Raw genomic sequence first — 5,771 nt, forward strand, 5'->3', positions numbered from 1 at the left:
CACTAATGAATTTCAAAGAAATACATATTGGGACTTTAATCAATCAAGCAGTCATAGAAAATAAAATAGAACTATCTCGTATTTGTAAATTTATGAAATGTACAGAGCAAGAAGTAAATGAAATGTACAGTATGAGCAGTTTGGAAATTGAAGTTGTATTAAAATGGAGTAAATTATTAGAGTATGATTTTTTTCGTTTGTATTCTCAACACTTGATTTTATATGCTCCTATTAAAAAAGATGATAGTGAAAAAGTAATCAATAATTATAAATCATCTTTACCCCAATTTCGTAAAAATATTTATACGAAAGAAATGATAGATTATATTTTAAATAAAATAGACACGGGAGCAATGAAAAAGTCTGAGATAAAAGAACGCTATAATATCCCAACAACAACTTTGTATAAATGGATTAGTAAATATAAAAATTCAACTAAATAAGAATCTCATTACTACACAAACTTATTCTAATTGTAACCTTAGTCACTAATCATTTGTTATGATTAGTGACTTTTTTTAAACTCAAATCAATGAAAACGAAAATAAACTACAAAACACTTTATACAGATATAATAAATGATCTTTACCCAGATAAATTATTACAATGTCAAGAAATTCTAAATAAACAAGATTTAAATATTTTAGATATTTTAGAATTGAATAAATTAATTTTTGGAGAGGAATATAAAAACAACATCGAAGTAAATCAAAAATTCAGATCTTATTCAAAACAAGATATTTTATTGATATTAGATTATCAGAAAAAACATCGATTAAATAATACTCAATTGGCTAATCATTTTAATTTAAGTAGAAATACTATTGCTAAATGGAAGAAACTTTTTTTTTAATTAGAATAAATAATATGTCAAAGTTCAAAAAACAAGGAAGTAATAAAGTTTCTATAAAAGATTATATTACAGTTATTTTACTAATTCTTTTATTAGTATCCTTTGCGATTATTGCCACATCATAAAAAGATAGTGTTTTAGAAATGTTGTAATTGAAGATGAACTTGTAAATATGTTGGTATTTTCAAATCTTGAGACTTTTTAACCATTTATTCAAATTATTTTAGATAAAATAGGTATAGGTGAAATGAAAAAGTCAGAAATAGTAGAACGTTATAATATGCCAACAACAACTTTGTATAAATGGATTAGTAAGTATAAAAATTCAACTAAATAAAAATCTCATTACTACACAAACTTATTCTAATTATAACAAATGATTAGTGGCTTTTTCTTAAAAAGAAGATATTACCTAATATTTTCTTTTTTAATAAAGTACTAATAATGAATGGATTTAATAAAAAAAGTAGTCCTAGTTAGACTACTTTTGTACAAAGGTATTCTTTTTCTTTAAAAAAGCAAATTGTTGGAAAGTAATGTATTAAGAGTGTTTATATTTTTTTATAAAAATTAATAATCACTTATTAAATGCTTACCTAATTGTAAATCATAATTATAATACACTATACTGTAAATCAATGTGATGAACAAATAGTCTAACTAGGACTATTTATTAAATAATCACTAAACAATTTAAAATTATGAAAAAACATTTAATCGTTTTAATTTCTTTATTTTCATCTGTTTCGCTATTTTCTCAAGTAGGAATTAATACAGAAAATCCGCAACAACTTTTCCATACAGATGGAAAGTCATCTGCAGCTACTACAAATCCAACTACAGGAATTCCTAGTGCTGCACAACAAGTAGATGATGTTGTCATTACCAATCAAGGTAGAATAGGTATAGGAACTATTGCACCAACTGAAAAACTTGAAGTAAATGGTAAAACAAAAATTAATGATCTACCTGTTAATGGAACAGGAGGTTTTACAGCAACTAGAACATTAGTTGCAAATAATAATGGAGTAGTAGGGGTTTTAAATGGATTACCTCCTGGAGCATATGATGGATATAATTTAACAGGAATGCAAGAATATATATCATCAAATGCTACTTCAAGAAATTATACTTATAATCAAATTGTAAGTACAAACTGTCATAATGCAGATGGGACACCAAATGCTAACTCTACAATGTGTTATACGGTAGCAGGACTAAGTGTTAATCCTTCTTATTCAACAACATTCAATAAAGCAAGTACAAGTAATGATAAATACATTTTTTTATCAATAGATTATTCTTTTACAACTCCTACAATTGGAAACAAGGTTCCACTAAGTAGTTTTTGGGTAAATTATGATATTGAAATTCTTATAAATGGAACTAGAGCTAAAATATACTCAGCAACTTATAGTATACCTTCTGGAGCAGGTACAACAATTAATGGTAATAAAATTTTCACACTTAATTTAACAGGTATAACTATAAATACAACAAATAATACGTTACAAATAAAATTAATACCTACGAGAAGTTTAATAAAATCAAACGCTGGTACAGCAGAAGGAAATTTTGCAACAGGTAATGCAACTCTTATGACTACTTCAGTTAAAGATGTTTCGTTTTTCCTTTATGAAAAATAAAGTATAAATGAATTACAAGTCTATTCACATAGGAGCTTTAATTAAACAAACAGTTATAGAGAGAGGGATAGAAATATCACGAATCTGTAAATTTATGAAATGTACAGAGCAAGAAGTAAATGAAATGTACAGTATGAGCAGTTTGGAAATTGAAGTTGTATTAAAATGGAGTAAATTATTAGAGTATGATTTTTTTCGTTTGTATTCTCAACACTTGATTTTATATGCTCCTATTAAAAAAGATGATAGTGAGAAAGTAATCAATAATTATAAATCATCTTTACCTCAATTTCGTAAAAATATTTATACGAAAGAAATGATAGATTATATTTTAAATAAAATAGACACGGGAGCAATGAAAAAGTCTGAAATAGTAGAACGCTATAACATCCCAAAAACTACTTTATATAAGTGGATTAACAAGTATAATTCAATAAAATAAACTCTCTAGTTACTAATTATAACCTATTCTAATTAACTATTAGCTGCTAATCATTTTTTAGTGATTAGTGGCTTTTTCTGAAAAAAGAATAAAAAGATATTAATTAATGTTTTTTCTGAAAATTTAAGATGCTCATAATGAATAAATTTAACAAAAAAAAGTAGTCCTTGCTAGACTACTTTTATGCAAAGTTATTCTTTTTCTTTAAAAAAGCAAATAGTTGAAAAATAATGTTTTAAAGATGATTTTATTGATTTTTTAAAAGTTATATAATTTTTAAAATGCTTATTAAATGTTTACTTGATTGTAAATCAAAATTATAATGTATTGTATTATAAATCAATTTAATGGACGAATAGTCTAGCAAGGACTATTTATTAAAATACTTAAACTTTTTAAATTATGAAAAAGCATTTAATCATTCTGATGTCATTATTTTCCACTGCATCTTTATTTTCACAAGTCGGTGTTAATACAGAAAATCCGCAAGGAGTATTTCATGTGGATGGAGGAAAAGATAATCCAAGTATAGGAACTCCTTCTATTGTTCAACAAGCAAATGATTTTGTCATTACTTCTTCAGGAAATGTTGGAATAGGTATAACAAATCCTACTAAAAAATTAGAAATTGTATCGACTATAAGTCCTGTATTTAGATTGAATGATGGTTCTCAACAACCTGGTTACTATATGGTTTCTGACATAAATGGAAATGGTTCATGGAAATCTCTAACAACATCTATTGTTGGAACATTTCCTACAACAGGCTATAACGGTTCTGTAGCGACAAGTTCAAGCAATCAAGCTTATACAGGAATTTCTTTAACACTTCCTCCTGGAAGATGGTTGGTATTAACTAATATAATGTTAAAAGCAGATACATCTCCTAATGGCGGTAATGGAGCTTGGGTTAGATTACAATGGAGTAGAAGTCAGGGGAGTTCAAGTTCTTCTGGAATAATAGGATCACTCAATTCAGGAATTTTTGTTGCTCCATATGGTAAAGTTTCTGGTAGTACTTTAATTAATAACTCAAGTTCAAGTGATGTAACGTTTTATCTTAATTTATCAGGTACTGATTTATTTGGAGGTTATTCAGGGAACTGGGATGATTTAGGAGCAAAAAAATGGGGTGAAAATTCAATTATAGCATATCCAGCCAATTAAATTGAAATAATATGAAAAAATATTTATGTTCATGTCTTCTTGTATCGACTGTATTTTCATTTTCGCAAGTTGGTGTCAATACAGAAAATCCGCAAGTGATATTTCATGTTGATGGAGGGAAAGATAATCCAACTACAGATGCGCCTTCTGTTGTTCAGCAAGCAAATGATTTTGCAATTACTTCTACAGGGAATGTTGGAATAGGGGATATTACCCCAACAACAAAATTCTCTATTAACTCCTCTTTTCGAAATGGATTTAGATTGTCTGATGGAACTCAAGGAGAAGGGAAATTATTACAAAGCTTAAATATACAAGGAGATATAGCTTGGAAAGATAGAAAGACAGTCAAAATTGTAAATCAGGATGGGAGTGGATTTAGCGGAAGAGTAGATGCTGATATGCAATATGTTTCAAGAAAAATAACTTTAGAACCTGGTAAATGGTTAATACGAACAAATATACTTTTACTAGCCTCAAATAATGGAACGATTAATAATGGTTTTTATGCAAAATTAGCATGGGCAGAATTTAATGGTACAGATTATTTTGTTTCTAATGATATTATATATGGTAATGAATTTGGAGGTTTATATGTGTTACGATTTGGAATTGCTGAAGGGGCAACATTAATTAATAATGCCTCCTCATTCCCTAAAACTTACTATCTAGTAACAAAGAAGCCTACTTTTTTTGGAAATTATGATCAAAATTCTTCTTGGAATACACTTGGAGGTGGATGGGGAGAGACATCAATATTAGCTTTTCCTGCAGATTAGATATGATGCTAAATTTTAAAGAAATAGATATAGGAAAGCTATTAAACCAACTTGTAACTGAACAAGAAATATCTATTGCTCGTGTGTGTAATTTTATGAAATGTACAGAGAAAGAAGTCGAAGAAATGTATAACATGAAAAGCTTAGATACAGAGGTCTTACTAAAGTGGAGTAAGCTTTTAGAGTATGATTTCTTTCGTCTTTATTCGCAACACTTGATTTTATATGCACCAATAGGTAAAAAGACTTATACAGAAGATGAAGAAAATAACAATAAATCGTCTTTACCCAGATTTCGTAAAAATGTTTACACCAAAGAAGTAATCGATTACATACTGAATAAAATAGAAACGGGAGAAATGAAAACTACAGAAGTAATTGAACGTTACCATATTCCCAAGACAACTTTATATAAATGGATAAGTAAGTATAAAAAATCAACAAAATAAACTACTACTAATAAACCTATTCTAATTAACCATTAGCTGCTAATCATTTTTTAGTGATTAGTGGCTTTTTAAACTCAAACCAATGAAAACCAAAATAAATTATAAAACACTTTATACAGATATAATAAATGATCTCTATCCTGATAAAATATTACAATGTCAAGAAATTCTAAATAAGCAAGATTTAAATATTTTAGATATTTTAGAATTGAATAAATTGATTTTCGGAGATGAACACAAAAGAAATATTGAAGTAAATCAAAAATTCAAATCTTATTCAAAACAAGATATTTTATTAATATTAGATTATCAGAAAAAACATAATCTAAATAATTCTCAATTAGCAAATCATTTTAAATTAAGTAGAAATACTGTTGCTAAGTGGAAAAAGATATTTATTTAAAAAAGCGTCAATTGACGCTTTTTTAGTTTATA

8 protein-coding genes are annotated in these 5,771 nt (G+C 27.0%); all 8 read left to right on the forward strand.

Annotated features, from left to right (window positions below):
* On the forward strand, positions 1 to 443 hold a 443-nt coding region (locus E4J94_RS17445; protein ID WP_317129236.1), incomplete at its 5' end, for a transposase.
* Between the two features lie 89 nt (positions 444 to 532).
* The gene (locus tag E4J94_RS17450) at positions 533 to 853 is read left to right on the forward strand and encodes a helix-turn-helix domain-containing protein (RefSeq protein ID WP_135837061.1); all 321 of its coding nucleotides are present in this window, start codon (positions 533 to 535) and stop codon (positions 851 to 853) included.
* A 701-nt stretch (positions 854 to 1,554) separates the two neighbouring features.
* Positions 1,555 to 2,499: a hypothetical protein gene (locus E4J94_RS17460; protein ID WP_135837062.1), complete on the forward strand. Its 945-nt coding sequence runs from the start codon at positions 1,555 to 1,557 to the stop codon at positions 2,497 to 2,499.
* A gap of 7 nt (positions 2,500 to 2,506) precedes the next feature.
* Positions 2,507 to 2,941 carry a helix-turn-helix domain-containing protein gene (locus tag E4J94_RS17465; protein ID WP_135837063.1) on the forward strand — a complete coding sequence of 145 codons (435 nt, stop codon included), beginning with the start codon at positions 2,507 to 2,509 and terminating at the stop codon, positions 2,939 to 2,941.
* A gap of 402 nt (positions 2,942 to 3,343) precedes the next feature.
* Positions 3,344 to 4,108 (forward strand): hypothetical protein, encoded by a 765-nt coding sequence (locus E4J94_RS17470; protein WP_135837064.1) that lies wholly within the window; start codon positions 3,344 to 3,346, stop codon positions 4,106 to 4,108.
* Between the two features lie 11 nt (positions 4,109 to 4,119).
* The gene (locus E4J94_RS17475) at positions 4,120 to 4,887 is read left to right on the forward strand and encodes a hypothetical protein (protein WP_135837065.1); all 768 of its coding nucleotides are present in this window, start codon (positions 4,120 to 4,122) and stop codon (positions 4,885 to 4,887) included.
* A 5-nt stretch (positions 4,888 to 4,892) separates the two neighbouring features.
* Positions 4,893 to 5,336, forward strand: a complete 444-nt coding sequence (locus E4J94_RS17480) for a transposase (RefSeq protein ID WP_135837066.1) — start codon at positions 4,893 to 4,895, stop codon at positions 5,334 to 5,336.
* Positions 5,337 to 5,418: 82 nt separating this feature from the next.
* On the forward strand, positions 5,419 to 5,739 hold the full coding sequence (locus tag E4J94_RS17485) for a helix-turn-helix domain-containing protein (protein WP_135836757.1): 321 nt from the start codon (positions 5,419 to 5,421) through the stop codon (positions 5,737 to 5,739).
* Positions 5,740 to 5,771: the final 32 nt, after the last annotated feature.

Origin of the sequence: Empedobacter tilapiae, assembly GCF_004785645.1 — a bacterium.
Taxonomy (GTDB): Bacteria; Bacteroidota; Bacteroidia; order Flavobacteriales; family Weeksellaceae; genus Empedobacter; species Empedobacter tilapiae.